Genomic DNA, 25,820 nt, shown 5'->3' with positions numbered 1-25,820 from the left:
GTCGTCCGGCCATCGGCTCACGATGCATAAACCCGGTGATAACGCCGGCCGAGCGAGGTCAGCACTTCGTAGCCGATGGTGCCGGCCTCATCCGCTACCGTGTCGACCGGGCGGCTGGGCCCGATCAGCTCGACCATGCGGCCGGCCTCCACGCTTTCCGGCAGGCCGGTCACGTCGATGGTGATCAGGTCCATCGAGATGCGGCCGACGATGGGGGCGGCGACGCCGTCGACGAAGACGTGCCCCTTGCCGCTCAGCGAGCGCAGGTAGCCGTCGGCATAGCCGACGCCGATGGTGGCGATCCGCGCCGGGCCGGTCACCCTGTGGGCGGCGCCATAGCCGACCGTCATCGGCGCCGTGCAGTTGCGCACCTGCAAGAGCCGCGCGTCCAGCCGCACCGTGCCGCGCATCGGGTTGGGCAGATGCGGCGTCGGGTTCACGCCATAGAGCGCGCAGCCCGGCCGGGCGAGGTCGAAATGATGGTCCGGCCCATGGAAGATGCCGGACGAGTTGGCGAAGCTGGCCTTCGCCTTGGGCAGCCGGGCCAGCGCGCCGCGGAACCGCTCCAGCTGCTCCCCGGTCATCGGGCTGTCGAACTCGTCGGCGCAGGCGAGGTGGGTCATCCAATAGCGGACGTCGATGCCCTCCAGCCACTCAGGATGGGCGGCGAGATCGTCCAGCTCGTCGGGGCCGAGCCCCAGCCGGTTCATGCCGGTGTCGATGTGGATCACCGCCGGCAGCACCTCGCCGCGCGAGGCGGCGAAGGCCCGCCACGCTGCGATGTCGCCCAGGTGATTCAGCACCGGCAGGATGCGCCCGGCGATGAACTCCCCCTCGTATCCGGGCGGCAGGCCGCCCAGCGAGAAGACCTGCGCTTGCGGCGCGACCGGCTCCAACGCCCGGCGGACGGCCAGAGCCTCCTCCAGCTGGGCGACGACGAAGGTCCGGCAACCGGCGGCGGCCAGCGCCGGCACCACCTGCGCCACCCCCAGCCCATAGGCGTCGGCCTTGACCACGGCGGAACAGTCCGCCGGAGCCACCCGGTCGCGCAGCTGCGTCCAGTTGGCGACGACGGCGCCGAGATCCACGGTGAGGATTGCGCAGGCGCGCGGGCTCAGGTCGCTAGTCACTCTGGTCACTCGTCGGTCTGGTGGTGCTGGTCGAGATCGCCGAACTTGGTGAACTGGCCGTCGAAGTAGAGACGGACGGTGCCGATCGGACCGTGACGCTGCTTGGCGATGATCACCTCGGCGGTGTTGTGCACCTCGCCCAGGCGCTGCTGCCAGCGCTGATAACGGTCGTTGAACTTGTCGTCGCTCTCGTCGGGCCGGCGCGAGGGCTCGGCGCGCTCAAGATAATACTGTTCGCGGAAAACGAACATCACGACGTCGGCGTCCTGCTCGATCGAGCCCGATTCGCGAAGGTCGGCCAGCTGCGGGCGCTTGTCCTCGCGCAGCTCGACCGCGCGGCTCAGCTGCGACAGCGCCACCACCGGCACGTCCAGCTCCTTGGCGATGGCCTTCAGGCCGCGGGTGATCTCCGAGATTTCCTGCACCCGGTTCTCCGCCCCGCGCGACGACGAGCCGCGCAGCAGCTGGAGGTAGTCGACCACCACCATGCTGAGCCCCGAGGTCCGCTTCAGCCGGCGGCAGCGCGTGCGCACCGCGGCGACCGACAGGGCCGGCGTGTCGTCGACATAGAAGGGGCAGCGCGCCAGATCCTGGCTGGCCTGGACGAATTTCGGGAAGTCGGTGTCGCGGATCTCGCCGCGGCGGATCTTGTCGCCGGGCACCTGCACCTCGTCGGCGAGGATACGGGTGGCGAGCTGTTCCGCCGACATTTCCAGCGAGAAGAAGCCGACGACGCCGCCCTCCTGGCCGCTGGAGCGCATGTGCGCCTTGGCGGCGTTGAAGGCGATGTTGGTGGCCAGCGCCGTCTTGCCCATCGAGGGGCGGCCGGCGAGGATGATCAGATCCGACGGGTGCAGGCCGCCCAGCTTGCGGTCGATGTCGATCAGGCCGGTGGTGACGCCGGTGACGTGGCTGGACCGGCGGAAGGCTGCCTCCGCCGTCGTGATGGCGTGCTTGACCGACTCGCCGAAGGCCACGAAGCCGCCCTGCACGTCGCCGGTGGAGGCGAGGTCGAACAGCTGCTTTTCCGCCTCGCCGATCTGGTCGAGCGCGGTGATGTCGAGGTCGTGGCGGTACGCCTCGTTCACCATGTCGGTGCCGACCTCGATCAGCTGCCGGCGGATGAACAGGTCGTGGATGGTCTTGCCGTAATCGCCGGCATTGACCACCGTCACCACGTTGGCGGCCAGTTCCGCCAGATAGGCGCTGCCGCCTTCGACCGCCAGTTCGGGATCGTTGTCGAACAGGGCCTTCAGCGTGACCGGGTTCGCGATCTGGCCGCGGTCGACCATCTTGGTGATGGCGGCGAAGATGCGCTGGTGGGCCGGGTCGTAGAAATGCTCCGGCCGCAGGAACTCGCCGACCTTCTCATAGGCCTTGTTGTTGACCAGGATCGCGCCCAGCAGCGCCTGCTCCGCCTCCTCGTTGTTGGGAGGCGTTCGGTATTCCGCCGTCGGCTTGACCGCGGAGGAGGGGCGGGGATCGAACAGCGATGAGGTTCTGGTTGCTCATGGAGGACACAGTATCAGAAACAGAACGCGAACGCTCGGTGAAGGGCGGGGAGCCATCCACAAAAGCTGTGCACAGAAGTTATCCACAGGTTGGGAAGTCTGGGGATAACCGCGGGAAGGGCTTCGACGCCTAAGCCTCACATCTTCCCGGGCTGGGCCGGATGGGCCTGGTCGGGCATCGCCCCCAGCGCCTCGAACACGCCGTCGACATGGTCGGCGACGCGGTAGAGGGCGGAGCGGTCGATGCGGGCGAAGCCCTGGGCGACCATATGGTCGATCAGCCCCAGAAGCGGGCGCCAGTAGCCGTCGATGTCGGCGATGACGATGGGCTTGTCGTGCAGCTGAAGCTGCTTCCAGGTCAGGATCTCGAAGGCCTCGTCCAGCGTGCCCAGGCCGCCCGGCAGGATGACGAAGGCGTCCGACCGCTCCACCATCATGCGCTTGCGGGTGTGCATGCTGTCGACGACATGCAGCTCGGTCAGGCCGGTGTGCTCGACTTCGGCCGACTGGATGTGTTCCGGGATGATGCCGACCACCTCGCCGCCGGCGGCAATCGCGGCGTCGGCGGCGATGCCCATCAGCCCGACCCGGCCGCCGCCATAGACCATGCGGATGCCGCGCCGCGCCAGCCCGTCGCCCAGCGCGTGGGCGGCCTCCTTGTGGACATCGGCGACACGGGACGATGCACCGCAATAGACGCAGACGGACGACAGGCTCTTCATCGCGGGTCAACCTTTCTCGCCACCGTCCTCCAAAGGAGGCGGGGCCGCAAAAAAATCTGGCGAATGCCATGGAATATCGGGTGGGGGCGGCGCGTCAACAGCGGCACAGGCACCGTTTAAGCCACGGCATCATCGGGAGGGACCACATGAGCAACCGGGTCGTCAATGTTCTTGCGGCGGCATCCGTCGCCGGTCTGATGTTCACGCTGTTCGGCATGTCGGCCGGCGCCGCCGGCGCGGCCGATCCGGCCGAGCAGGTCAAGGACCGGCAGCAGACCATGAAGAAGCTGGGCGGCGGCATGGGCGCCGTCGCCAAGTTCGTGAAGAACGAGGGAGCCACCGCCGAGGACGCGGCCAAGGGGGCGGAAGCCGTGCTGGCGGTGTCGAAGATGGACGTGAAGAAGATCTTCCCCGAAGGCACCGCCGTCGGCGTGGCCGACAGCGCCGCCAAGCCGGAGCTGTGGAAGAGCTGGGCCGAGACCCAGAAATACTGGAGCGCCGTCCAGCCCGCCGCCGAGAAGCTCGACGCCGCCATCAAGACCGGCGACCGCGCGCAGATCGCCCAGGCGCTCGGCGCCACCTCCAAGACCTGCGGAAGCTGCCACGAGGACTTCCGCGTCAAGAAGAACTGACCGGTGCGGCGCCTCCTGACCGCCGCCGCCCTGCTGCTGCCGCTCGCCTTCGCGGGCGGCAGTGCGCGTGCCGCCGGCCCCCTTCAAACGGGTGAGGGTCCCGCCAACGATTTCGTCAGCCGGGGCGCCTACATCTTCAACGCCGCCGGCTGCCTCGGCTGCCATACGGACGAGAAGGGCGGCGGCCAGCCGCTGGCCGGCGGCCGGGCGCTGGCGACCCCCTTCGGCACCTTCTACACCCCGAACATCACGGCTGACCCGGTGAACGGCATCGGCCGCTGGAGCGACGCCGACTTCATCCGCGCGGTGCGCGAGGGCGTGCGCCCGGACGGCGCCGCGCTGTTCCCGGCCTTTCCCTATGCCAGCTACACGCGGATGACCGACCGCGACCTGCTGGATTTGAAGGCCTACCTGCTCAGCCTGCCGGCGGCGTCCACCGCCAACAAGCCGCACGACCTGTCGCCGCCCTTCTCCTGGCGCTTCCTCGTCCCGGTCTGGCAGTGGATGTATTTGACCCCCGGCCCGGTCGCCGACGACCCGTCCAGGCCGCCGGCCTGGAACCGCGGGCGCTATCTGGTCGATGCGCTTGGCCATTGCGCCGAATGCCACAGCCCGCGCACCCAGCTCGGCGGGCTCGACTCCGACCGCTATCTCGCCGGCAACCCGCAGGGGCCGGACAACGACAAGGTGCCGGGCATCACCGGATCCAAGGCCAAGGGCAAGGGGATCGGCGACTGGTCCGACGGCGACCTGTCGCTGTTCCTGGAAGCCGGCCTGACCCCCGACGGCGACGTCGCCGGCGGCGCCATGGGCGAGGTCGTGCGCAACACCACCTCCAAGCTGACGGCGGACGACCGCGCCGCCATCGTCGCCTATCTGCGGACGGTGCCGGCGAAGGAGTGAGTCTTCGCGGCAACAGGCGCCGATTTGGTGCGGACTCATGATCCGTTCGGGCAATCGAGCCCGTTTGGCGGAGGGGTCCGCTCCAACGGCGCCATTCTTTTGCGACCTGTCCTTCTGCTATAGTCAGCCATCCTGCCAGGGTGGCGGGCCGCCGGATGGGTGCTCAGGTGAAACGAAACGCGTTGTTCGCAGCTTTGGGCGTGGCTCTGATGGGTGGGGCGGCGGCGATTGCCCTTTGGCCCGCCGGGAAACCGGCGACTGTGGCCCCCGCTGCCACGACAGCTCCGGCACAGACGGCGGCGCGGACCGAGACGCAGAAGGCCGCACCGGCGACCCCGGCGGCGGCAACACCGGAACCGGCCAGGGAACAGGCGAAACCCGCCGCACCCAGCTTCGACGTGGTGCGGGTGGCGCCGGACGGGGCGACGGTGATGGCGGGCCGCGCCGCTCCCGGATCGGAGGTCACCGTCACCGACGCCGGCACCCGCGTCGCCTCGGCCAAGGCCGACCAGCGCGGCGAATGGGTGATGCTGCCTGACAAGCCGCTGTCGCCCGGCACCCGCGAGTTGAACCTGACCGAAACCCGCCCCGGCGCCGATGCCCCGCTTCCCGCCGACAAGGTGATGGTGGTGATGGTGCCGGAACCCGCGGCGAAGCCCGGACCCGAGTCGCCCCTGCCGGCGGCACCGGTCGCGGTGGCGGTGCCGCGCGACGGGCTGGCCGGTGCGGCGCCGGCCATGGGCGGCAGTTCGCTTCTGCAGGCCCCGCCGATTCCCGACAATGGCGCGCCGCCGCCGCCGGGCGGCGTGTCGGTGGAGACGATGGACTACGATCCCGCCGGCCGGGTGGCGCTGGGCGGGCGGGCGGCGCCGAACAGCGCGGTGCAGCTCTACCTCGACAACATCCTCGTCGGCAGCGCCCACAGCGACCCCAAGGGCAACTGGCGTTTGACCCCGGAAAAGCTGATCGACCCCGGCCTCTACACGCTCCGCGCCGATCAGGTCACCCTGTCCGGCAAGGTGGTGTCGCGGGCGGAACTGCCGGTCCAGGTCTCCGCCATGCCGGCATCCGCCACCGACGGGCGCAACATCGTCGTCCAGCCCGGCAACAGCCTGTGGCGGCTGGCACGCCGCACCTATGGCGACGGCATGCTCTACACCACCATCTACACCGCCAACCGCGAGCAGATCCGCGACCCGGACATGATCTATCCCGGCCAGATCTTCACCCTGCCGCAGGTGAACTGAGGGGGCGCGGCCGGGTCCGTCAGCCCGCCGGCGTCCGCCCGATGGCGGCCCAGCCGAGCGGGGTGAGGCGCAGCAGCTCCGGGCCCTCGCCGGCCGGGTTCGGCTCCAGGCTGACCAGTTCGCGGTTCTCGAACCAAGCCCAGCGCGCCACCTCGGCGGTGGTGCCGGTCCAGCCGTCGGCCAGACGCTTCAGAACGTCGAGGTCGGCCGCCGCGATGGGGAAGCGCGGCTTCGCCACCGCCGGCTTGGCGGTCGGCGCCGGTGCGGCCACCGGCAGCGGCGGGGCGTCGGCCCCGGCGCGGGTGCGGATCCAGTCGGTCTGGTAGCCGCGCAGCGCCTGTTCCAGTTCCGTGCGCGCGGCCTCCACCGGACAGCGCAGATAGGCGTCCAGCAGGGCGTGCAGCCTGTTCGTCGCGTCGGTCATGTCCCTCACCAAACTCCAAAACCAACCATGTCAAACGAGCCGGCCGGAACCGGGCCACCCCGATCCGTCGCCGCTCCGCCGGACCGCCGTCACAGCCATCCCGTCCGCCGGAAGCGGACATACAGCGCGGTGCAGACCACGGCGATCACCGCCAGCACCGCCGGGTAGCCGTAGCGCCAGTGAAGCTCCGGCATATGCTCGAAGTTCATGCCGTACAGGCCGGCGACGGCGGTCGGCACGGCGAGGATGGCGGCCCAGGCGGCCAGCTTGCGCGTCACGTCGTTCTGCCGCGCGGTCGCCAGGATCATACTGGTTTCGAAGGCGAAGGACAGCACCTCGCGCAGCGAGCCGATCTGCTCGTTGACGCGGATCACATGGTCCTGCACGTCGCGGTAATAGGGCCGGATCGCCTGGTCGATCATCGGCAGGTCGAAGCGCTCCAGCCGCGAGCAGACCTCCAGCAGCGGCGAGGCGTTGCGGCGCAGCCGCTCCAGGTCGCGGCGCAGCTGGTGGATGCGCTCGATCTCCCCCGTGCTGGGCGGGCGGGCGATCAGCATGGCGTCCAGCTCGTCCACCGTGGTTCCCATCTGGTCGAGCACCGGGAAATAGCAGTCCACCACATAATCCATGATGGTGTAGACGATGAAGTCCTCGCCATGCTTCAGAAGCTGCGGCGCGCTTTCCGCCCGCGCCCGCACCGGCGAATAGCTTGTCGACGCCCCATGCCGGACGGTGACGACATAGCCGCGGCCGGCGAAGACATGGGTCTCGCCCAGCACCAGCTCGCCGTTTTCCAGCCGGGCGGTGCGCAGGACCATGAACAGGCTGTCGCCATAGACGTCCAGCTTCGGCCGCTGGTGGGCGTGCAGGGCGTCCTCCACCGCCAGCTCATGCAGGCCGAACTGCCGCTTCACCTCCATCAGCAGGGCCTCGTCCGGCTCCCACAGGCCGATCCAGACGAAGTGGTTCTCCTTGGCCGCCCAGGCGCCGGCCTCGTCGATGGGCACCTCGGCGATGCGCCGGCCGTCGCAATAGGCGGCGCTGGCGACCACGCCGTCACGGGGATGGCCGGAGGAAGGGGAAGGGGAGGGGGGAGGCAACTGCGTCATGGAGTGGAAAACCGGAAGAGGGGCGGCAGGTCGCCGCCACTCTAAAGAGGTTCCCCGGCAGCGTCGACGAATTCGCTTCCCTCCTCCGGGCGGACCGGCCGCCTCGCGCGTTCTCATTGCCAAGGACCAGCTTGCAGGAAGGCGAGGGCGATGTTCGAATCGGCGTCACGCGTGATGTATTTCCTGGCGGCGGCGACGCTCGGCCTTTTCGCCATGATGTTCATCGCCCTGTCGGCCCTGACGGTGGTGGAGGGGGTGGTGGCGCTGGACAGCGCCGTCCTGACCTCGGCCATGCTGGACGGGGTGGGGATGATCGTGCTGGCCATCGCGGTGTTCGAGATCGCCAAATACCTCTATGAGGAGGAGATCGTCCGCGAACGCGAGCTGCGCCGCGCCGACGAGGCCCGCCGCACCCTGACCAAGTTCCTGACCACGATCATCATCGCCGCCAGCCTGGAGGGGCTGGTCCTGGTGTTCGAGGCGCGCACCAGCGAGATTTCCGCCATCGTCTATCCGGTGATGCTGCTGGGCGTGGTCACGCTGCTGGTCGTCGGGCTGGGCGCCTTCCAGCTGCTGGCGCGCAAGGCGGAGAGCATCCATGTCGATCCCGCCGCGTCGGAAGCGGACGAGGCCGATGAGGACAAGCGGCCGGCGGTGGAGGCCGGTGGCGATTAGGCCGACCATGTCGGCCTTTTGCCGTGCCGCCTTTTGCCGTGATTGACCCGCCCCTGCCGCCTGCGCCAAGCTTGCTGCCGTCCAAGGTGGTAGAGGGAGAAGAGGCATGGCCCGCAATACGGGCAATTACACGGCCGTCTATGGCTTTCCGGAATCGGCGGACGCCGCGCGCCGTCTGGCCCAGGCGCTGGAGATCCCCTGCCACATCGCCGAGCTGCACCGCTTCCCCGACGGCGAAAGCCTGGTCCGGCTGCCGGAGCCGGTGGAACGCGCCATCGTCTACCGCTCGCTCGACCGCCCGAACGACAAGCTGGTCGAGCTGACGCTCGCCGCCTCGGTGCTGCGGCGCCAGGGGGCGACCGAGCTCTGCCTGGTGGCGCCCTACATGGCCTACATGCGCCAGGACGCCATCTTCAGGCCGGGAGAGCCGGTCAGCCAGACGGTGGTCGGCGACTGGCTCGGCCGCTGTTTCGACCGCTTCGTCTGCGTCGAGCCGCATCTGCACCGCACCCACACGCTGGACGAGGTCTTCGTCGGCCGCCCGTCCGCAGCACTCAGCGGTGCTGCCCCCATCGCCGAGCATCTGCGGGCGAACGGCGTGGCGTCGGGCACCGTCATCGTCGGCCCGGACGAGGAGTCCGCCCCGCTGGTGGAGGCGGTGGCCGGCCCGCTCGGCCTGACCGGCATCGTCGGCCGCAAGGAACGGCGCGGCGACCGCGACGTGACGGTGGCGCTGCCCCCCGACGCGCCGATCCATGGCCGGCCGGTGGTGATCGTCGACGACGTCATCAGCTCCGGCGAGACGATCTTCTCCTGTGCCCGCGCCGCGCGGGTGCTGGGGGCGAGCCGGGTACAGGTTTATGGCGTCCATGCCCTGTTCAGCGACATCGTCGCCGAACGCTTCACCGCGGAGGGGCTGGGCCGCCCGCTGTCCTGCGACGGCGTGCCACACCCCTCCAACGCCCTGTCGCTCAGCGGCCTTCTGGCCGATGCGATCGCGTCGTTCGGACCCCAATAGGCCGTCCCCGCGGCGGCCGGCCGCGCTTCGGATCCCCTGCGATCTTACAGGGTCGGCCGGGGGACCGGCGTGCCGGCCGGGATCAGCTTGGCTCCCTTGGGCCGCTTGGGGCAGTCGCCGGACGAGTACCAGCGGGTGATGACGCCCTGTTCGACCAGGAAGCGCTGTTCGCAACTGGCGTAATCGGGAACATAGCCCCACTCTTCCGAGTGCCGGCCGTTCGTCAGCCATGAATACTGATACCCGATCATCTTCGATCCGTTGTTCAGCACATGGCTGTTCTGCGGCGGGCCCCATGACAGGACCAGATCGTCTTCGGACGCTCCCACCCAGGACGCCGTGACGTCGGACGTGGTCTGGTAGCGCTGGCCCGAAACCAGATTTGACAAGGGCGAGCCGGCACATCCTTGAAGTGCGAGGCAAACCAGGACAACGGATACACGTCGCATGTCGGATCTTTCATCGGATTGAGACAAGATTGGAATGACCTGCGCCGGACGAAATAATCCGTGGGCAAAGCCGAGTAGGCCGTAATACGTGCTCAGTAACAGGATGGTTGCGCAAATTTAAAGTATCGTTTCCATCGATTCAACTTGGACGCACTCCCTCTGAGTGCCTAACCCGAATAGGGAAAGGATTTCGGCTTGACTTGAGTTGTTGCCTGTCTTCGCCGGTCGATTTTCCCGCCGATGCGGCCGGGTGGAGCGTGGAAAACACAGCAAGCGCGACGCTGTCCGCCGGCCGCCGCTCGGTAACACTAACGTTCGTGGTAGGATCTGGTGTAATCTGGCCTCCGGACCGGTGAGTGCGGCGGTCCGGATCTGGCGATGCGCGGGGGCAGTCCGTTGAGCGGAGGCGTGTGATGTCGAAGGTGACGGACGTCGTTCTTCGGATGGCCCGCAAATTGACCGAGGACATCGCGGCGCTGGCCCGCCTGCGGGCCGCCGGCAAGCCGAAGACCTTTCCGCGCTTCCGCGAAATCCGGGCGGCCTATCTCGACATCCAGGGCCTGATCTTCTCGATCCAGGAAAGGCTGGAGGTCGCCGGCAAGGAGCTGCCGTCGAATTTCCCGCAATGGGTGCTGCGGCAGAAGCTGAGCGCCATCGCCATCTTCACCGACATCAGCCATTCCTTCGTCAGCGACCCGCCGCTGGCGCTGACCGCCTCGCTGGGCGCCTTCGACGTGCTGGTGGCGGAACAGAAGGCCTTCAACGAAACGCTGCACACCTTCGACACCATGCTGATGGAAGCCGGCATCGACGACAAGATGGCCGACGAGCTGGACGCCACCCGCAGCAAGATCGAACAGATCCTCGGCATGATCGAAAAGCTTCTGTTGACCAGCCCGAAGATCCTAGAGGAGTTCTGATGCCGGAACCGGCAGCCGATCCCAAGGCAGATCCGATTGCGGACAGCCCGTCGGCCTCCGGTCCGAACCCGACAGCCCGTCGCGTCCTGCGCAATCCTCACATGCCGGTGGCTGTCCCCCTGCTGGCCCTGATTGTCGGCGCCGGCCTGTCCCTGCTGGCGATGCTCCAGTCCGAGCATCTGCTGGCGCGCGAGGAGGCGCACCGCTTTTCCGCGCGGGTCGAGGAAATCCACGGCCAGCTGGCCGACCGCATCAAGGTGTACGAGCAGGTGGCACGCAGCGCCGCCTCGCTGGCGATGACCTTCCCCGACCTGCATTGGACGCAGTGGAGCCGCTTCGTCGAGGCGCTGGACATGCCGCAGCGCTATCCCGGCATCATCTCCATCGCCTATGCCCGCGCCGTCGCGGCCGAGCGGTCGGGCGAACTGGTGGCGTCGATGCGGGCGTCCGGCCTGACGGCCTTCCGCATCTGGCCGGCGCATGCCGGGGCGGACCGGGTGGTCAACATCTTCACCGCCCCGGTCAACGAGGCGAATGTGCGGGCCATCGGCTTCGACATGATGTCGGAGGCGGTGCGGCGCTCGGCCATCGAACGGGCGCGCGACAGCGGCGAACCGGCCGCCACCCGCGCGATCACCCTGAAGATCGACGAGGCGGCGGGGGCCAGGCCCGCCTTCATCCTCTATCAAGCGACCTACCGCGGCGATCCCCTGCCGCCGTCGCTGGAAGCGCGCCGCGCCTCCTTCACCGGGGTGGTGCTGACCCCGGTCCGGATCGGCCCGCTGGTGGACGGGCTGATCGACGGCCAAAGTCCCGACACCGGTCTCGAGATTTACGACGTGCCGCCGGCGGAGGCCGAGTTTCCGCTCTACCGCAGCCACCGCCCGCTGGAAGCCGCGCCCACGATCACCCTGAACCGCGAGCTGCCGGTCGGCGGGCGCATCTGGACCGTCCGTTACGACCGGCTTCCCGACGGACTGTTCACCGCCCATGACTGGGTGCCCGGCGCCCTGCTGGCGGTCGGCCTCGCGCTCAGCATCGCGCTGTCGCTGGTCCTGCGCATGGCGCTGGTGACCCATTCCCGCGCGGTCGAGCTGGCCGGCGAGATGACCGCCTCGCTGCGCCTGCAGGAGGCGGAGCGGCAGCAGCTGTTCACCCAGGCGCCGCTGGGCATCGCACTGCTCGGCACCGACGGGCTGGTGCTGGACTGCAACCCGGCCTTCGCCGCCGCCGCCGGCCTGCCGCGGCAGGGGCTGGTCGGCACCGACGCCCGGCTGCGCTTCGGCGACCAGGCGTCGGTCGTCGCGCTGGAGGCGGCGCTGCATGGCGAGAGCGGCAAGCTCGAATCCGACCAGCCGCTGCTGATGGGCGGCCGGCGCAGCCATTTCAGCCTGCATTTTCAGCCGGTCACCGCCGGGGGGGCGCTGAAATTCGTCCTGGCCTTCGCCGAGGACATCGGCGAGAAGCGCCGGGCCGAGCAGCACATCCAGTATCTCGCCCATTTCGACGCGCTGACCGGCCTGCCCAACCGCGTCCTGCTCTACGACCGCATCGCCCAGGCGCTGCGCGAGGGGCGGCGCGACGGCACCAAGGTGGCGGTGCTGTTCATCGACCTCGACCGCTTCAAGGTGATCAACGACAGCCTGGGCCACAGCTTCGGCGACGAGGTGCTGCGCTCGGTGGCGCGCCGGCTCCAGGCGGGGTTGCGCGAATCCGACACGGTCGGCCGGCTGGGCGGCGACGAGTTCCTGATCGTCGTCCGCCGGGTGACGGAGCCGAAGGACGCCGCCCGCGTGGCGGAGAAGGTGGTGGCGCATCTGGCCAGCCCCTTTGCCGTCGGCGGCCAGAATTTCGTGGTGACGCCCAGCATCGGCATCAGCCTGTACCCCGACGACGCCGACGATCCCGAAGGGCTGATCCGCTGCGCCGACATCGCCATGTACCATGCCAAGGAGCAGGGGCGGAACGGCTTCCGCTTCGTCACCAGGGAGATGGGCGCCAAGTCGCGCGAGCGCCTGGATCTGGAGAGCGCGCTGCGCCAGGCGATCCGCGAGGGCGAGCTTTTCCTGGTCTACCAGCCCCAGGTCGACACCCTGACCGGCCGCATCGTCGGGCTGGAGGCGCTGGTCCGCTGGCGCCATCCCGAGGAGGGGCTGATCCTGCCCGGCCGTTTCCTGCCGGTGGCGGAGGAGACCGGGCTGGTTCTGGCGATGGGCGACTGGGTGCTGTCCGAGGCCTGCGCCCAGATCCGGCGCTGGCGCGCGCGGTTCGGCCTGTCGATCCCGGTGGCGGTCAACGTGTCCGGCGCCCAGTTCCGCGACGGCCAGCTTCCGGTCACGGTCGCCCGCGCGCTCGACGCCAACGGCCTCAGCGGCTCCGAGCTGGAGATCGAGGTGACGGAAAGCACGCTGATCGACGACATCGAATCGGCAGCGGCCACCCTGGCGGCCTTGAAGCAGCGCGGCGTGCTGATCGCGCTGGACGATTTCGGCACCGGCTATTCCAGCCTCAGCTACCTGCATCGCCTGCCCATCGACAAGCTGAAGATCGACCGTTCCTTCATCCACGACCTGTCGACCGGCGCCAGCGACGCGTCGGTCCCGCGCGCCATCGTCGGTCTCGGCCGCAGCCTGGGCCTGTCGGTGATCGCCGAGGGGGTGGAGACCCAGGAGCAGTTGCAGCTTCTGCGCGATCTGGCCTGCGAAAGCTACCAGGGCTTCCTGTTCAGCCGCCCCATCCCGGCCGAGGAGGTGGAGCGGCTGCTGGAGACGCGGACGGCGGTGCAGCCCCCCATGCAGCCGCCCGTGCAGCCCCCCGCGCATCCGGTGTCGGCGGAATAGGGCGCCGCGTCTCACTCATACACGGCGTCGCGCGGGCCGGTATCGCCCAACGCCATCTTGACGAAAGCGTCGGCCGTCAGGTCCGCGTCGAGCAGCGCGCCATGGTGGGCGAAGCGGTCGCTCCGGTCGAGCCACAGCCGGTCGCACAGCGCATCGAGCGAGCCGGAAGCGCCGGGGAAGGCCGCGTGCGACATCTCCTTGGTGCAGATGAACCGGTCCGCCGGGAAGGTTTCGGCCCCCCATGCGGCGCGTCCGCAGCGCGCGAACTCGTGGTTCAGGAAGTCCATCTCGTTCTCATAGGCATGCGCCACCAGAAGATCCTCGCCCAGGAAGGCGAGAAGCGCGTCGGCCACCTCGGGAAAGCGGGGCGCCGCCTTCAGGTCGGCGGGCTTGATGCCGTGCACCTTGATGGCGTCGGGATGGAGAGGGGCGTCGGGGTTGACCCGCGTCTCCCAGCTGCGCGCTTTCCGCCAGCCATCCCCCTCGCGGAGAAGCTCAAGACACCCGATTTCGATGATGATGCCGGGCTGACGCAGGCCCTTGGGCGCCTTGCGGATGTCCTGGAGGCTCGGCAGGCGCCGTCCGGTCGTCTCGATGTCGATTGCGACCAGCCGGTCACGTCCTTCCCATGGGTGCATGCTCATTGAGATCCAATCTTTCATCGCTGGAGCCCCCTGCGGCACGGATGTGAAACAGGGACGACGCTCCGTCACGCCGCCCAAAGTAGCATGGCGAAAGCGCCGGCCGCCGATCTGCGACACCACGCTCACAAGCGGCCGGCTCCCGCCGCCGAACCATGCCGCCGAAGCTCTTGATCCTGACGGGTCGCGATCAAGAGTCACTGGTATGAAGCATGATGGCCGCGCCAGGACCGGCGCGACCGACCGGCGCGACCACTGGCGAGCAAGGAGTATCGCTGTGAAGATTCCCGGCCCCGAGCATCCCATCACGATCATCCCCAACCCGACTCGGATCCGTGTCGTCTTCGCCGGCCGGGTCGTCGCCGAAACGGCCCGTGCCCTGACGCTGACCGAGGCGACGTTGCCCGCGGTCCACTATATTCCCCGCGAGGATGCCGACATGACGGCCTTCGAGCGCACGGCACACACGACGCATTGCCCTTACAAGGGCGATGCGTCGTACTACAGCCTGCGCGTGGGTGACCGCGTCGCGGTCAACGCTGTCTGGACCTACGAGATTCCCTATCCCGCCGTGGCCGCCATCCGCGACCATTTGGCATTTTATCCGGAGCGCGTCGATTGCATCGAAGAGCACGCGGTCCCATAGCGGCAGCCGGCGGAAGGCTCTGCCTGCGGTGTGGTTGTGAGCAATGCAGATGCGTCTGCTTCTGACCCGGAGCAGACTTTTACCCAAGACTATTTTGCGACAGGAATAAATGCCGGTCGCGCCCGCGCTTCATTGCGAAAATAACTTTGGATGCTACAGTAAGCGAATCCACCAATATTCCGCCTTATGGTGCATATGCTGAACAGGCAATCTGCATCCTAAAAATGCTGGTCGATCATTAAAGCGATTTTTTATAATTAGGACAGTATTTCCTGTATTTGTATACCTATTATTATTTTAGAATGTCAATTCATCTAATATATTACAAGCCGTTGGAACTGGCTTATCAATCAACAGCTTCTCGCAATGCGGAACCTGCGCAAGCGCTATAGCGCGGCGAAAACGGTGTAGACATGAATAAAAAAAAGACGTAGGCAGAGTGCCCTGTTCAACTTAATTATGTCTGCCGAGCCAATGGAAGAGCAAGCTTTCCCTAATTTGACTATAAATTCTACTAAAAAACTAGAGAAATCTGAGCGCTACCTGATTTCAAAGCACAATCAGCTGAAGCAGTTCGGCAGCGTGGAAGATTTGGCTACGGATGAAAGCATTCTTAGCGAGAAAGACAGAGAAGGAATTCTCCATAACCTACTTACGGTGCGCTCAATTCTGGCGAAAGCATTATGGAAATCGGGCATTTTTGTCGGGGTCTCAGTGCTCGACGAGTTCGTGCTCAGTGCAGCACAGAACGGACATGCCGACATATGTGGTCGCGTAATCCAGGATCTTCGAAGTGCCGGAGTCGAGCGGCCGGGCTTCGTTCTTTATCCGCTGACCGAGTTCGGGATGGAGATTCCGCCGCTGATGACAGCATCCTCAGAGCTTGAATCCATGGCTGTCTTTCTGGACGCCAATTTCGCTGTGACGGCCCAGGCCAACGGCTTCGACGAAGCTCTCGCCAACCTCAGGAGGATGGCAACGGCACTTGGCATCACTGCTGAAATTCATCGGTCCGACATCGAGCATTATGCTCGCGGCAGCAACATGAAGTGGCTAACCCGCAACCCTCTTATGCTGGTGCGCCTTTCCTCTCATACCGGCGATTACTACGAGAACCAATTCATCTACACCCTCAAGATTCGGATCGCAGCGGCGCAGGTGGTAATGTTGCATGCCCTAAGTATTGATGCTGGCATATTGGTCGAAAAATTTCAGTCATCGGCAAATGTGAACAATTGGGAAACTTTGGACATTCGCCACTACTTGGTAGGCGAGGCGACTCACCCCGAAAAACCGATTAACCTTCGCCGTGTACCTATGAATGTCGCAGCTCTAGAATTAGCAAGGCTTTCAGATCTAGCTGTCACAGTAAGTACGCGCACGTTGGCACGGTCGGAGGTCCAAAAGTGGAAGGAAAAGCTAACTCCAATCTTGCGATCTGTAGAGGTTGGATATCTACGATATGTGAACCTGAGCTCAGAAGAAAAAATTCATATCAGAGTCTATCGTCGATTGGTAACGTCGATCGATTGGTATAGGCAGTCGTTTGGGTCACGGTTGAAGGAAGCTGAATGCATCGTTGCACTGGCCGTTGCATTCGAAACACTGCTTACTGATTATTACGCACCCGGAAGCGCCGCACGTATCCAGCGCCGTGTTGGGATTTGTCTCAGCAGCCACCCAAATGTAGAAGTTTACAAATCCAGTGTCTTGACTATTTACCATGCTCGCAGCGAAATCGTACATACAGGTGATGGCGGGCACGAGACGGAAATTCACCGTGCGCAAGCAGCCTTTGCCATGTGCTTCTGCGAGGTGGCTTCTCGACTCGACCAGCTCGATCGGAAAATGCTGGATCCCATTCGAGAACTACTCGGAGACAGCTTAACACAAGAGGAAAAAGAAGCAAAGGATGCAGCAAAAGAAAATAAAGAAAATAAAGAAAAGTAAATTTTTATAATAATAGTCTGCGATATTTTTCAATTAACTTTATTTGTGTGATGGTCTCACGGGCGGAGGGATTGAACTTGCATCTGGTCGCGTAACATCCGTATAAACTGCGCTCAAGTCGGTAACTTGTTTGTGTTAAGCTGTTAATGCGCCTATGAGTATAACACTGAATCCTGCGGTCAGCTTATATGCGATATTGATATACTTCTTGCCGCTCTGGTTGGGGATTAGGTTCGAGTGTAAAAACTTCAGGTCTGCTCTTTCAGCACACACGATCAAGTCCGCTTCTGGCGCTGAATCAACATTCGGGAGTGGCTGACCGGGGGCTGGCCACGACCGAGAGAATCTGGCGGTTGCCCTCCAGATCGACACTGAAGACACGCACGAGCTGGACAGGAATTGCAGCCCTGACGGTGTGGTTTACGCTATGCAAAACACGGTCGCTTTCGCGAGAGCGCCAGGGGGCTCAGCCATTGCGGTTCTGACCATGGGCCCGGCAAGTGCCGGCTTTGCCCATCCCGCTCCCGGGACAGGCGAAGCCGGCATGGTCGTTGTCAGCTGTGCTTGATCATGCTTTCCCAGTGACGATGAAGTGCTGCGACGTCGCCGCTGGTCAGGATCGGCATGGCGCTCCGCAACTGGTCGTCGGACCAATTCCACCACGCCATCTCAAGCAGCAACGCCACAAGATGGTCATCGAAGCGCTTCCGGATCGGTCTGGCGGGGTTACCGCCCACAATCGCATAGGGCTCGACGTCCCGCGTCACCAGCGACCTTGTGCCGATCACAGCACCGTCGCCGACTGTGATGCCGGGCATGACGATGGCTTCCGACCCGATCCAGACGTCATTGCCGATCACCGTGTCGCCTGCGGGCTGGTAGCCGTTTTGCGCGCCGGCGAAGGCCGGCACGTCGGGCATCCAGAAAAAGGGAAAGGTGCTGATCCAGTCGCTCCGGTGGCCTTGGTTGCCCGCCATGATGAAGGCTGCACCGGATCCGATGGAGCAGAAGCTGCCGATCACCAGCTTGTCGGCCCCTTCGTCCGGAAGAAGAAACCGGGCGCAGTCATCGAAGCTGTGGCCATGATAATAGCCGGAATAATAGCTGTATCGGCCAAAGACGATGTTCGGGTTGGTGACCTGCTTTTCCAGAAGGACGCCCTTGAAGGGGCTTTCAAAAAAGTTCTTCATCGAATCACTCTCTGCATCCGAGCCGCCAAACAGGCGGTTTCCTGTCTGCATGGGCGCGCAGACAGTCGACGCGAGCCGCCCATCAGGGGGCTCACGGTAACGCTCTTCGCGTCAGGCGCGCGAGAGCGCGATGCAGGTGGTACTTGGTGCGGCCTTCATGGCGAGGATATTTGCAGCGGAGCATCCAGATCGCAAGAGCGAGAGGGCAGGACTTCCTCTGTGCCGATGAAGCAACCCCCATCTCGATTTTCAAAGAACGCCACTGTAAAGGAAAATTTTCCTGTAACCTCTCCGCAAGCCCCCTCGCTTGTGGAGTCCCGCCATGCCCCTCGATCCCCGCAGCTTCACCACCGACAATTTTCCCCGCTGGGCCGAGGAGCCGCCGACCCCGTCGGAAGGCTCGCTGGTTCCCGGTTCGCAGTTCCACGAGGAACAATGGATCATGGCCGCCGGCATGCTGGCCCGCGGCAACAGCTTCTTCCAGGTCTCGCGCGCCATGGGGTGCAGCCGGACGACGCTGTGGCGCGCCTATTACGGCGCCAAGGATTTTCGTCACAGGGTCTGGTGGGAACGGCAGGCGCTGAACCGCGAGGCGGAACTGCGCCTGTCCTCGCTGCGGGTACTGGTGGCCGAACAGATCGAGCGGCTGGTTTCCTCCGGCGATCCCGCCACCGTCCGCTGGCTGGCCGAGCGGCTCGGCCTGTTCGCCGGCCTCGACCTTCCCGCAGCCAAGCGGCAGGCCACCCAGCCTGATGCCCAACCCGATCAGCCGTCCGCCCCGAAACCTGCCCCGAAGCCGGCCCCGAAACCGGAAGACCCGCCCGCCGTCATCGTCCCCGAACTGGACGACGACGCCATCCCCGGCGCCATCCGCGAACGCTGCCCGCCCAACCCGGCGATGGTCGCCGCCGTCCTGGCCCAGCCGGAGGCCGCCGGGCCGAAGGGCGTCTTCCCCTATACGCTCAACCAGTATGAGGAGTACCCCAACCTCAACCCCGGCCCGGTCAGCCGCCGTGCCGCCGGTGCCTTCGCCGGCCGGCGGTAGATGGAACATCGGCCGGAAAGCGTTCCACGCCGTTCCATCCGCTGTCCCAACCGCAGAGCCGGAGCCGTCAGAAGCGCAGCCCGCCGCCGGCTTCCGCAGCACCACCGCCGAGCAATTCCAGCGTCGCCAGCGCCATCACCTGAGCCGATTGCACCATGTCGTCGATGCCGACCCATTCGTCGGGCTGGTGGGCGAGGTCGAGGATGCCGGGGCCGTAGGCGATGCAGTCCTTCAGCTGGCCGACGCGGACCACATGCTTCTGGTCGTAGGTGCCGGGGGACACCACCTGCTGCGCCGGGCGGCCCAGCACCGTCTCGATGGCGGCGGCCACCGCCCGCACCACGGGGGCGTCGGCGTCGGTCATCGTCGGCAGGAAGGCCAGCACCTCGCGCAGCTCATAGTCGAAGCCGGGGCGGCTGCGCCGCAGATCCTCCAGGATGGCGACGACCTCGCCGCGCACCGCGTCCGGGTCCTCCTCGATCAGGTAACGGCGGTCGATCACCATGCGGCAGCGGTCGGGCACCATCGGGCTGGGCAGCCCGTCATGATCCTCGCGCTGGCCGCCATGGATGGCGTTGATGTTGATGGTCGACTGGCGCGCCCCCTCCGGCACCACCGGCATGTCGGTGCGCTTGGCGGCGAGGCGCGGGATCAGCTCGGTCTCGATCCGGTGCAGCACGGCGCCCATGTGGCGCACCGCGCAGTTGCCGAGGAAGGGCATCGAGCCGTGGGCGACGCGGCCCCTGGTCTCGATCTCCGCCCACCAGACGCCGCGATGGCCGATGCAGACCCGGTCGACGTTCAGCGGCTCCGGGATGATGACGTGGTCGACCCTGGGCCGGGAGAAATAGCCGAGCGTCGCCAGATGCCCGACCCCGCCATAGCCGCCCAATTCCTCGTCCACCGTGCCGGAGATCTCCAGGGCGCCGGCCGTCAGCAGACCCTCCTCCAGCAGCGACTCCACCGCGATGATCGAGGCGGCGATGCCGCCCTTCATGTCGCAGGCGCCGCGGCCATAGACCCTGCCGTCCTTCACCACCCCGCCGAAGGGATCGACGGTCCAGCCCTGGCCGGCCGGCACCACGTCGATGTGGCCGTTGAAATGGACGCAAGGCCCCGGACGCGGCGCCTCGATGCGGGCGACGACATTGGTGCGCGGATAGCGGTCGCTGTCTCCCGCCGCCCCCTCCGCCCGCACATACTCCACCCCGAATCCGCGCGCTGCCAGCCGCCGGCCGATCAGCTCGGCACAGTCGGTGTAGACGTCGCCCGGCGGGTTGACGGTGGGGATGCGGATCAGCGCTTGGGTCAGCGCGACCAGCTCGTCGCGCCGCAACTCGATCCGGCCGAAAAGCCGGCGAAACAGCTGGGTGGTTGCGGCGTCGGTGTCGGAACGCATGGCCTCTCCCGCGGCAAGGACGCGGTCAGTGTCGCCGCATCCCGATGGTCCGTCCACCCCGCCTTTCGGGAAGCGGCCCTGTGGACGGTCCTGTCGGCGGTCTGGTGCAGCGCACTTTCCCGGACCGTCCGGGACCGCTACAGTCGCGGCGCCTCTCAGTGGAGATCCTCTATGACCGTCACGCATCCCATCGGGCTGAGCGCCCCGACCCTGGCCGACCCGGTGATCGCCGAGGCAGCGGCCCGCTTCGTCGACGCCCGCCGCAGCGCGACCGGCCTTGCCGATTTCCCCGGCCCGCTGCCGGCCGACCTCGCCACCGCCTACGCCATCCAGGCGACGGCGACCGCCGCCTGGCCCGACGAGGTCGCCGGCTGGAAGGTGGCGCGGGTGCCGCCGGCCCTGGAGGAGACGCTGGGCGCCATGCGCTACATCGGCCCGATCTTCGCAGGCACCGTGGTGACGGGCGCCGGCGGCTCCCTGACCTTCCCGGTCATCCCCGGCGGCTTCGGCGCGGTGGAGGCGGAGTTCGCGGTGCGCATCGCCGCCGACGCCCCCGCCGACAAGCTGGATTACAGCCCGGCGGAGGCCGCGGCCTTCATCGCCGCCGTCCATGCCGCCATCGAGGTGGCGGGCGGTCCGCTGGCCCCGGTCAACACGCTGGGCCCCACCGCCTCCACCGCCGTCTTCGGCAACAACAACGGCCTGATCGTCGGCGAGGAGATCGTCGGTGGCGTCGAGGGCAGCGATGCACTCAGGGCCGAGGTGCTGATCGACGGGCAGAGCGTCGGCGTCGGCAGTGCCGCCAAGCTGCCGGGCGGCATCGCCGCCGCGGTCGCAGTGGCGCTGAGCATCGCGGTCCGGCTGGGCCGTCCGCTGAAGGCCGGGCAGTGGATCTCGACCGGTGCTTTGACCGGCGTGCATGCCATCGCCATCGGCCAGCAGGCGCGCATCGCCTTCACCGGCCTGGAGCCGATGTCCGGCACCGCCGTCGCCGCTGGGACAATCGCCTGACGCAATCCAGGGTATGACGGCGGTCATGGCCCGACACGGCCTTGACGGAAGCCAAATGGCGGCGGGGATGCTTGAATGGCCTCCCCCCTCCAGTCCCCGGATTTTCCCCTTGTCCCAGCCCAGCCTGTCTTCCGAAGCAGTCCTGCCCGATGCCGGGAAGCGCCTGCTGCCGCCGGTCCAGATGCTGGCCGGTCTGGGGCTTGCGGTGGCCGGGGTGGTCGCCTTCTCGCTGCGGCCGGTCATCATCAAGCTGGCCTACCGCTACAATGTCGATCCGGTCACCCTGATCATGCTGCGCATGGTCTTCGCGCTGCCCTTCTTCCTGGGCATGGCGCTGTGGGCAGGAGCCAGGAAGGGAGAGCGCGCCCCGATCGCCGGCCGCGACCTCGCTTTGACGGTGGCGCTGGGCGTCACCGGCTATTACGCCGCCAGCTTCTGCGATTTCCTGGGCTTGCGCTATGTCACGGCCGGGATGGGGCGGCTGCTGCTGTTCCTCTACCCGACCATCGTCGTTGTCCTGTCGGCCCTGTTCCTCGGCAAGCGGATCGGCCTGCGCGAGGTGGTGGCGCTGGTGGTCTCCTATGCCGGCGTGGCATTGGTGGTCTGGTCGGAGATCGGGACCGGCCATCCCGACTTCATGACCGGAGCGGCGCTGGTCTTCATGGGGGCCTTCCTCTACTCGATCTATCTGGTCGGCAGCAGCCGCGTGGTCCAGCGGATCGGCTCCATGCGCTTCACCGCCTATGCGATGACGGCGGCCTGCCTGTGCTGCATCCTGCAATTCCTGGTGCTGCGCCCCCTGTCGGCGCTGGACCTGCCGCTGCCGGTCTATGGGCTGTCGGCGGTGATGGCGGTGGTCTGCACCGTGCTGCCGGTGCTGATGACGGCGGAGGCGCTGCGGCGGGTCGGCCCCAATCTGGTGGCGCTGAGCGGCGCCATCGGCCCGGTCTCCGCCGCGGTGTTCGGTTCTCTGGTGCTGGCGGAGCCGATGGGCTGGCTGCAGCTGGCCGGTGCCGCCCTGACCGTCGCCGGCGTCATGATCATCAGCCTGTGGAAGACGGCCTGAGCTTTTTTGGGGAATAACCGTGCGTCTTCCGTCGTCTCCTCTTCCAATAGAATGAAAGGGATATCCGGGATGACGAACTATGCGACCACACCGGCGGGATACGGCACCGCCACCACCGGGCAGGACGCGCTGCTGCTGGCGGCCCGCGTGCTGCTGGGCGCCATCTTCGTGCAGAGCGGTTTCGGCAAGCTGATGGCGCTCAGCGGCTTCATCGCCGGGATGGAGAGCCAGGGCGTGCCGATGGCCACCATCGTCGCCCCCATCGGCGCGCTGGTTGAGGCGTTCGGCGGGTTGGCCATCGTGCTGGGCGCCTGGACCCGGCTGGCGGCTCTGCTGGTCGCGGTCTTCACCGTCGCCGCGACGCTGATCGCCCACCGCTATTGGGAGGCTGCGCCCGACGCCATGAAGATGCAGCAGATCCAGTTCATGAAGAACCTCGCCATCATCGGCGGCTTCCTCTCGCTGGTCGCCTCGGGCGGCGGGCGCTTCAGCGTCGACGGCTGGCTCAGCCGGCGCTGACCTCAGGAATCGTACGCCATCAGCGAGACGCTGGGCACGTCGATCCGGCCGCGGCCATTGAGGAAGGTCAGTTCCACCAGGAAGGCGGCGGCGCGGACGTCGGCGCCGACCTGGCGCAGCAGGCTGATGGCGGCGGCCATGGTGCCGCCGGTCGCCAGCAAATCGTCCAGCACCACCACGCGCTGGCCGGGCTTCACCGCGTCGGCCTGCACCTCGATGGTATCGGTGCCGTATTCGAGGTCGTAGGAATGGGCGATCTTGTCGCCCGGCAGCTTGCCGTGCTTGCGCACCATGATGAACCCGATGCCCAGCGTCAGCGCCAGCGGGGCGGCGACCAGGAAGCCGCGCGATTCGATTCCGACCAGCAGCTCCGGCTTGTGCGGGCGCACCGCCTCGGCCAGCGCGTCGATGGCGGCCTTCCAGGCGGCGCCGTTCGCCAGCAGCGGCGAGACGTCGTAGAACAGGATGCCGGGCTTCGGGAAATCCGGGATGTCGCGGATATGGTCTTTGAAGTTCATCGGGAAGTTCATCGGAGATCTTGTCCGTAAAGAATCGCAAGCCGGCATGCATGGCCCGGTCCGCCTCCCGGCACTCTAGCCGCTGGCCACCCCGGCGCAAAGCCGCGATTGGACGCAGACCAAGCTGTCGCCCTGCTTGCGGATGAGACGGATTTGCCGGATGGGGTTGACCATCCGGCGATGCTCCGCCACGTTCCAGGCGTGCCGGCCAAACGTACCGGTTCGATGTGCGGATGCGTGCGGCGGAGCCTGTGGCAGCGACTTTGGCGAAAGACGGAGCGGCGAAGGATGGGGCCCGGATCGAAGCCGGGAACGATCCGGGCTTGGCCGATGGCGGGTGGCGGATCGCCGCCGCCGGGCGCTGGACCCTGGAATGGGCCACAGCTGCGTCGGATGCGCTGGACCATGCGCCCAAGCCGCCGGGCGGCACCGCGGTGCGGCTCGATCTGGCGCGGGTTGAGGCGCTCGACACCGTCGGCGCCTATCTGCTGAACCGCTCGGCCGAACGGCTGGGGGCCGAGGGGCATGCCGTTTCGGTGGTCGGCCTCCGGCCGGAGCATTCCGCCCTGTTCGACGCCGTGCGTGACGCCGGCAAGGCGCCGCCCCACCCGATCGAACGCGAACACCACCCGGTTCTCGACATGGTGGTGCGCACCGGCCAGACGACGGTGAGCGCCGCCAAGGAGATCCTCGACCTCGTCGGCTTCCTTGGCCTCGTCACCGTCACCTTCGCCCGGCTGATCCTGCGCCCGTCGCGCTTGCGCCTGACCTCCGTCCTGTTTCACATCGAGCAGACCGGGCTGAATGCCCTGCCGATCCTGGGGCTGCTGTCCTTCCTGATTGGCGTGGTGCTGGCCTTCCAGGGGGCGGACCAGCTGAAGCGCTTCGGGGCGGAACTGTATGTGGTGAACCTGCTGGGCATCTCCGTCCTGCGCGAGATCGGCATCCTGATGACGGCGATCATCGTCGCCGGCCGCTCCGGCTCCGCCTTCACCGCGCAGATCGGCACCATGAAGGTGAACCAGGAGGTCGACGCCATCGGCACCATGGGCCTCGACCCGGTGGAGCTGCTGGTGGTGCCGCGGGCGCTGGCGCTGATGATCACCCTGCCGCTGCTGGCCTTCTACGCCGATGTGATGGGGCTGTTCGGCGGGGCGGTGATGGCCTATGCCACGCTGGACATCACCTTCGGGCAGTTCATCCGCCAGCTTCACAGCGCCGTCGGCATCAACACGGTGATCGCCGGCCTGATCAAGGCGCCGGTCTTCGCCCTGGTGATCGCCATGGTCGGCTGCTACGAAGGGTTGAAGGTCTCCGGCAGTGCCGAGAGTGTCGGCATCATGACAACCAAGGCGGTGGTGGAGGGCATCTTCCTGGTTATCGTCATCGACGCGGTGTTCTCCGTCCTCTTCTCCATGCTGGGGGTGTGATGACCGCCGCTCCCGTCATCCGCGTGCGCGGACTGGTCACCCGCTTCGGCCCGCAGACCGTCCATGACGGCCTCGACCTCGACGTCGAGCGGGGGGAGGTGCTGGGCGTCGTCGGCGGTTCCGGCACCGGCAAGTCGGTGCTGCTGAAGGAAATCCTCGGCCTGATCGACCCTGCCGCCGGCCGGATCGAGCTGTTGGGCCACGACACCGCCGACCTGGACCGGGCGGAGCGCACCGCGTTGCAGGCCCGCACCGGCGTGCTGTTCCAGAACGGCGCCCTGTTCAGTTCGATGACGGTGGCGGAGAATGTGATGCTGCCGCTGAAGGAGCACACCGGCCTGGCCCCGGCGCTGATCGCCGAGGTGGCACGGGTGAAGATCGCCATGGCCGGCCTGCCGCCCGACGCCGGCACCAAGCATCCGGCCCAGTTGTCGGGCGGCATGATCAAGCGCGCCGGCCTTGCCCGCGCCCTGGCACTCGACCCCGACATCCTGTTCCTGGACGAGCCGACGGCCGGCCTCGACCCAATCGGTGCTGCCGCCTTCGACACGCTGATCCAGGGCTTGCAGCGCAGCCTGGGGCTGACCGTCTTCATGGTCACCCACGATCTGGACAGCCTGACCTCAATCTGCGACCGCATCGCCGTTCTGGTCGACAAGAAGATCCGGGTGGGCACCCTGGCCCAGCATCTGGCCGATCCCCATCCCTGGATCCACGATTATTTCCACGGACCGCGCGGCCGCGCGGCCCTCGACGCCAAAGAGCGCAATCAGGCACGACGCTACGAAGAAGAAGACGCCAAGCGTCTTGCGAAAGGGTAGGGGC

General features: G+C 66.7%; 25 protein-coding genes. 15 read left to right on the top strand and 10 right to left on the bottom strand.

The window, feature by feature from the left end; genetic code table 11:
• Positions 1-17: 17 nt before the first annotated feature.
• The 3 genes from alr to ACWPN3_RS13475 form a co-directional block, all read right to left on the bottom strand.
• Positions 18-1,130: an alanine racemase gene (gene alr, locus ACWPN3_RS13485; protein WP_492239571.1), complete on the bottom strand. Its 1,113-nt coding sequence runs from the start codon at positions 1,128-1,130 to the stop codon at positions 18-20.
• A gap of 5 nt (positions 1,131-1,135) precedes the next feature.
• Positions 1,136-2,620 carry a replicative DNA helicase gene (locus tag ACWPN3_RS13480; RefSeq protein ID WP_492261507.1) on the bottom strand — a complete coding sequence of 495 codons (1,485 nt, stop codon included), beginning with the start codon at positions 2,618-2,620 and terminating at the stop codon, positions 1,136-1,138.
• A gap of 158 nt (positions 2,621-2,778) precedes the next feature.
• Positions 2,779-3,363: an LOG family protein gene (locus tag ACWPN3_RS13475; RefSeq protein WP_109446436.1), complete on the bottom strand. Its 585-nt coding sequence runs from the start codon at positions 3,361-3,363 to the stop codon at positions 2,779-2,781.
• A gap of 146 nt (positions 3,364-3,509) precedes the next feature.
• Between ACWPN3_RS13475 and ACWPN3_RS13470 the strand changes: the two genes are divergently transcribed.
• The 3 genes from ACWPN3_RS13470 to ACWPN3_RS13460 all read left to right on the top strand — a co-directional run bounded on the left by ACWPN3_RS13470 (position 3,510) and on the right by ACWPN3_RS13460 (position 6,145).
• Positions 3,510-3,995, top strand: a complete 486-nt coding sequence (locus ACWPN3_RS13470) for a c-type cytochrome (protein WP_109446438.1) — start codon at positions 3,510-3,512, stop codon at positions 3,993-3,995.
• 3 nt (positions 3,996-3,998) lie between these two features.
• Positions 3,999-4,898 carry a c-type cytochrome gene (locus ACWPN3_RS13465; RefSeq protein WP_492261480.1) on the top strand — a complete coding sequence of 300 codons (900 nt, stop codon included), beginning with the start codon at positions 3,999-4,001 and terminating at the stop codon, positions 4,896-4,898.
• 260 nt (positions 4,899-5,158) lie between these two features.
• A complete protein-coding gene (locus tag ACWPN3_RS13460; protein WP_492239573.1) occupies positions 5,159-6,145 on the top strand; it encodes a LysM peptidoglycan-binding domain-containing protein in 987 nt (328 codons plus the stop codon).
• A 19-nt stretch (positions 6,146-6,164) separates the two neighbouring features.
• Here ACWPN3_RS13460 and ACWPN3_RS13455 read toward each other — a convergent pair whose 3' ends face one another.
• The gene (locus ACWPN3_RS13455; RefSeq protein WP_492239574.1) at positions 6,165-6,569 is read right to left on the bottom strand and encodes a hypothetical protein; all 405 of its coding nucleotides are present in this window, start codon (positions 6,567-6,569) and stop codon (positions 6,165-6,167) included.
• A gap of 89 nt (positions 6,570-6,658) precedes the next feature.
• A complete protein-coding gene (corA, locus tag ACWPN3_RS13450) occupies positions 6,659-7,678 on the bottom strand; it encodes a magnesium/cobalt transporter CorA (RefSeq protein ID WP_109446444.1) in 1,020 nt (339 codons plus the stop codon).
• A gap of 150 nt (positions 7,679-7,828) precedes the next feature.
• On the opposite strand from corA, the gene ACWPN3_RS13445 reads away from it, so the two are divergent.
• A complete protein-coding gene (locus ACWPN3_RS13445) occupies positions 7,829-8,353 on the top strand; it encodes a hypothetical protein (RefSeq protein ID WP_109446446.1) in 525 nt (174 codons plus the stop codon).
• A gap of 106 nt (positions 8,354-8,459) precedes the next feature.
• On the top strand, positions 8,460-9,371 hold the full coding sequence (locus ACWPN3_RS13440) for a ribose-phosphate diphosphokinase (protein WP_492239575.1): 912 nt from the start codon (positions 8,460-8,462) through the stop codon (positions 9,369-9,371).
• Between the two features lie 44 nt (positions 9,372-9,415).
• Here the strand turns inward: ACWPN3_RS13440 and ACWPN3_RS13435 are convergent, their stop codons facing one another.
• Positions 9,416-9,760 carry a hypothetical protein gene (locus ACWPN3_RS13435; protein ID WP_199237571.1) on the bottom strand — a complete coding sequence of 115 codons (345 nt, stop codon included), beginning with the start codon at positions 9,758-9,760 and terminating at the stop codon, positions 9,416-9,418.
• Positions 9,761-10,233: 473 nt separating this feature from the next.
• On the opposite strand from ACWPN3_RS13435, the gene ACWPN3_RS13430 reads away from it, so the two are divergent.
• Complete coding sequence (locus tag ACWPN3_RS13430) at positions 10,234-10,740, top strand: hypothetical protein (protein ID WP_109446453.1); 507 nt, start codon at positions 10,234-10,236, stop codon at positions 10,738-10,740.
• Positions 10,740-13,580 carry a bifunctional diguanylate cyclase/phosphodiesterase gene (locus tag ACWPN3_RS13425; protein ID WP_492239576.1) on the top strand — a complete coding sequence of 947 codons (2,841 nt, stop codon included), beginning with the start codon at positions 10,740-10,742 and terminating at the stop codon, positions 13,578-13,580. The genes ACWPN3_RS13430 and ACWPN3_RS13425 overlap by 1 nt, the downstream gene beginning before the upstream one ends.
• 11 nt (positions 13,581-13,591) lie before the next feature.
• Here ACWPN3_RS13425 and ACWPN3_RS13420 read toward each other — a convergent pair whose 3' ends face one another.
• Positions 13,592-14,224, bottom strand: a complete 633-nt coding sequence (locus tag ACWPN3_RS13420) for a 3'-5' exonuclease (protein WP_492239577.1) — start codon at positions 14,222-14,224, stop codon at positions 13,592-13,594.
• Positions 14,225-14,426: 202 nt separating this feature from the next.
• Between ACWPN3_RS13420 and ACWPN3_RS13415 the strand changes: the two genes are divergently transcribed.
• Both ACWPN3_RS13415 and ACWPN3_RS13410 read left to right on the top strand, forming a co-directional pair.
• Complete coding sequence (locus tag ACWPN3_RS13415) at positions 14,427-14,867, top strand: DUF427 domain-containing protein (protein WP_492261479.1); 441 nt, start codon at positions 14,427-14,429, stop codon at positions 14,865-14,867.
• Positions 14,868-15,341: 474 nt separating this feature from the next.
• Positions 15,342-16,817: a hypothetical protein gene (locus ACWPN3_RS13410; RefSeq protein ID WP_492239579.1), complete on the top strand. Its 1,476-nt coding sequence runs from the start codon at positions 15,342-15,344 to the stop codon at positions 16,815-16,817.
• 554 nt (positions 16,818-17,371) lie between these two features.
• On the opposite strand, the gene catB is transcribed toward ACWPN3_RS13410, so the two are convergent.
• On the bottom strand, positions 17,372-18,007 hold the full coding sequence (gene catB, locus ACWPN3_RS13405; protein WP_492239580.1) for a type B chloramphenicol O-acetyltransferase: 636 nt from the start codon (positions 18,005-18,007) through the stop codon (positions 17,372-17,374).
• Positions 18,008-18,329: 322 nt separating this feature from the next.
• Here catB and ACWPN3_RS13400 point away from each other — a divergent pair, with 322 nt between their 5' ends.
• Positions 18,330-19,052: a hypothetical protein gene (locus ACWPN3_RS13400; protein ID WP_492239581.1), complete on the top strand. Its 723-nt coding sequence runs from the start codon at positions 18,330-18,332 to the stop codon at positions 19,050-19,052.
• 67 nt (positions 19,053-19,119) lie between these two features.
• Here ACWPN3_RS13400 and ACWPN3_RS13395 read toward each other — a convergent pair whose 3' ends face one another.
• Positions 19,120-20,451 (bottom strand): acetylornithine deacetylase/succinyl-diaminopimelate desuccinylase family protein, encoded by a 1,332-nt coding sequence (locus ACWPN3_RS13395; RefSeq protein ID WP_492261478.1) that lies wholly within the window; start codon positions 20,449-20,451, stop codon positions 19,120-19,122.
• Between the two features lie 171 nt (positions 20,452-20,622).
• Between ACWPN3_RS13395 and ACWPN3_RS13390 the strand changes: the two genes are divergently transcribed.
• The 3 genes from ACWPN3_RS13390 (at position 20,623) to ACWPN3_RS13380 (ending at position 23,047) form a co-directional block, all read left to right on the top strand.
• Positions 20,623-21,462, top strand: coding sequence for a 2-keto-4-pentenoate hydratase (locus tag ACWPN3_RS13390; RefSeq protein WP_492239583.1), 840 nt, complete (start codon positions 20,623-20,625; stop codon positions 21,460-21,462).
• 109 nt (positions 21,463-21,571) lie between these two features.
• Positions 21,572-22,528: a DMT family transporter gene (locus tag ACWPN3_RS13385; protein ID WP_247873327.1), complete on the top strand. Its 957-nt coding sequence runs from the start codon at positions 21,572-21,574 to the stop codon at positions 22,526-22,528.
• A gap of 69 nt (positions 22,529-22,597) precedes the next feature.
• Entirely contained in the window at positions 22,598-23,047 is a 450-nt protein-coding gene (locus tag ACWPN3_RS13380) for a DoxX family protein (RefSeq protein WP_492239584.1), read from the top strand.
• Positions 23,048-23,049: 2 nt separating this feature from the next.
• Here the strand turns inward: ACWPN3_RS13380 and ACWPN3_RS13375 are convergent, their stop codons facing one another.
• Complete coding sequence (locus tag ACWPN3_RS13375) at positions 23,050-23,565, bottom strand: adenine phosphoribosyltransferase (RefSeq protein WP_109453326.1); 516 nt, start codon at positions 23,563-23,565, stop codon at positions 23,050-23,052.
• 323 nt (positions 23,566-23,888) lie between these two features.
• On the opposite strand from ACWPN3_RS13375, the gene ACWPN3_RS13370 reads away from it, so the two are divergent.
• The gene (locus tag ACWPN3_RS13370) at positions 23,889-24,995 is read left to right on the top strand and encodes an ABC transporter permease (RefSeq protein WP_492239585.1); all 1,107 of its coding nucleotides are present in this window, start codon (positions 23,889-23,891) and stop codon (positions 24,993-24,995) included.
• Positions 24,995-25,816, top strand: a complete 822-nt coding sequence (locus ACWPN3_RS13365; RefSeq protein WP_492239586.1) for an ABC transporter ATP-binding protein — start codon at positions 24,995-24,997, stop codon at positions 25,814-25,816. The genes ACWPN3_RS13370 and ACWPN3_RS13365 overlap by 1 nt, the downstream gene beginning before the upstream one ends.
• Positions 25,817-25,820: the final 4 nt, after the last annotated feature.

The sequence above is a fragment of the Azospirillum sp. UENF 111221 genome (genome assembly GCF_058780625.1).
Note: the sequence above shows the minus strand (reverse complement) of the source record. Positions and strands in the feature narration are given on the sequence as shown.

Excerpts from the sequence above, each read along its gene's own strand:
- ACWPN3_RS13475 (WP_109446436.1), bottom strand. The coding sequence starts at position 3,363 with ATGAAGAGCCTGTCGTCCGTCTGCGTCTATTGCGGTGCATCGTCCCGT.
- ACWPN3_RS13470 (WP_109446438.1), top strand. The coding sequence starts at position 3,510 with ATGAGCAACCGGGTCGTCAATGTTCTTGCGGCGGCATCCGTCGCCGGT.
- ACWPN3_RS13455 (WP_492239574.1), bottom strand. The coding sequence starts at position 6,569 with ATGACCGACGCGACGAACAGGCTGCACGCCCTGCTGGACGCCTATCTG.
- corA (WP_109446444.1), bottom strand. The coding sequence starts at position 7,678 with ATGACGCAGTTGCCTCCCCCCTCCCCTTCCCCTTCCTCCGGCCATCCC.
- ACWPN3_RS13445 (WP_109446446.1), top strand. The coding sequence starts at position 7,829 with ATGTTCGAATCGGCGTCACGCGTGATGTATTTCCTGGCGGCGGCGACG.
- ACWPN3_RS13440 (WP_492239575.1), top strand. The coding sequence starts at position 8,460 with ATGGCCCGCAATACGGGCAATTACACGGCCGTCTATGGCTTTCCGGAA.
- ACWPN3_RS13430 (WP_109446453.1), top strand. The coding sequence starts at position 10,234 with ATGTCGAAGGTGACGGACGTCGTTCTTCGGATGGCCCGCAAATTGACC.
- ACWPN3_RS13425 (WP_492239576.1), top strand. The coding sequence starts at position 10,740 with ATGCCGGAACCGGCAGCCGATCCCAAGGCAGATCCGATTGCGGACAGC.
- ACWPN3_RS13420 (WP_492239577.1), bottom strand. The coding sequence starts at position 14,224 with ATGAGCATGCACCCATGGGAAGGACGTGACCGGCTGGTCGCAATCGAC.
- ACWPN3_RS13415 (WP_492261479.1), top strand. The coding sequence starts at position 14,427 with ATGAAGCATGATGGCCGCGCCAGGACCGGCGCGACCGACCGGCGCGAC.
- ACWPN3_RS13410 (WP_492239579.1), top strand. The coding sequence starts at position 15,342 with ATGGAAGAGCAAGCTTTCCCTAATTTGACTATAAATTCTACTAAAAAA.
- catB (WP_492239580.1), bottom strand. The coding sequence starts at position 18,007 with ATGAAGAACTTTTTTGAAAGCCCCTTCAAGGGCGTCCTTCTGGAAAAG.
- ACWPN3_RS13400 (WP_492239581.1), top strand. The coding sequence starts at position 18,330 with ATGCCCCTCGATCCCCGCAGCTTCACCACCGACAATTTTCCCCGCTGG.
- ACWPN3_RS13395 (WP_492261478.1), bottom strand. The coding sequence starts at position 20,451 with ATGCGTTCCGACACCGACGCCGCAACCACCCAGCTGTTTCGCCGGCTT.
- ACWPN3_RS13390 (WP_492239583.1), top strand. The coding sequence starts at position 20,623 with ATGACCGTCACGCATCCCATCGGGCTGAGCGCCCCGACCCTGGCCGAC.
- ACWPN3_RS13380 (WP_492239584.1), top strand. The coding sequence starts at position 22,598 with ATGACGAACTATGCGACCACACCGGCGGGATACGGCACCGCCACCACC.
- ACWPN3_RS13375 (WP_109453326.1), bottom strand. The coding sequence starts at position 23,565 with ATGAACTTCAAAGACCATATCCGCGACATCCCGGATTTCCCGAAGCCC.
- ACWPN3_RS13365 (WP_492239586.1), top strand. The coding sequence starts at position 24,995 with ATGACCGCCGCTCCCGTCATCCGCGTGCGCGGACTGGTCACCCGCTTC.